This window comes from Roseateles sp. P5_E1, assembly GCF_054049335.1.
Window position 1 is genome coordinate 1 of record NZ_JBFUMN010000322.1, and the last position, 594, is coordinate 594.

Genomic DNA, 594 nt, shown 5'->3' on the forward strand with positions numbered 1-594 from the left:
TACGCAGGTCATGTTGAGCGCATTCATGCCAAGCCGTTGGTACAGCGGCAGCATCGCCGACACGGTGATCATGTAGGTGGTCGAACCGTCGCCATCGAGCGAGATCAGCATCGCCAGGATCGCGGTGCCAAGCACGATCTTCATCGGGTCGCCCTTGACGAAGCGCAGGATGATCCGCACCAGCGGATCGAACAGCCCCGCATCGATCATCACCCCGAAGTAGAGGATGGCGAACATCAGCATCACGCCGGTGGGCGCGATCTTCTTGATGCCCTCCAGCATCATCTCGTCGATGCCGGCGCCGAAGCCGCCGATCAGCGCGAAGACGATCGGGATGGTGATGAGGGCGACCAGCGGCGACAGCCGCTTGCTCATGATCAAGTACATGAATGTAATGACCATGCCAAAGCCGAGGATGCTCAGCATCATCTGCAGACTCCAGGAGGGGTAGGGCGGAAGAAGAGGGTCAGAAATCGAACTGCAGACGGCCGGTCACCGCGCGGGTGCGGTCCAACGTGGCGCTGGCCAGGCGGTCGCGGTTGCGGCTTTCGATCAGGTTGAGCATGAAGCGCAGGTTTTCGCGCATGTACCAGT

Annotated in this window: 2 protein-coding genes; both read right to left on the reverse strand. The window is 60.6% G+C overall.

Features of this window, described 5'->3' with window-relative positions; translation table 11 throughout:
- Positions 1–429 (reverse strand): SLC13 family permease (locus ACXJKJ_RS31295; protein ID WP_457395517.1); only part of this gene is annotated, 429 nt, incomplete at its 3' end.
- Between the two features lie 37 nt (positions 430–466).
- A complete protein-coding gene (locus ACXJKJ_RS31300; protein ID WP_457395520.1) occupies positions 467–586 on the reverse strand; it encodes a hypothetical protein in 120 nt (39 codons plus the stop codon).
- Positions 587–594: the final 8 nt, after the last annotated feature.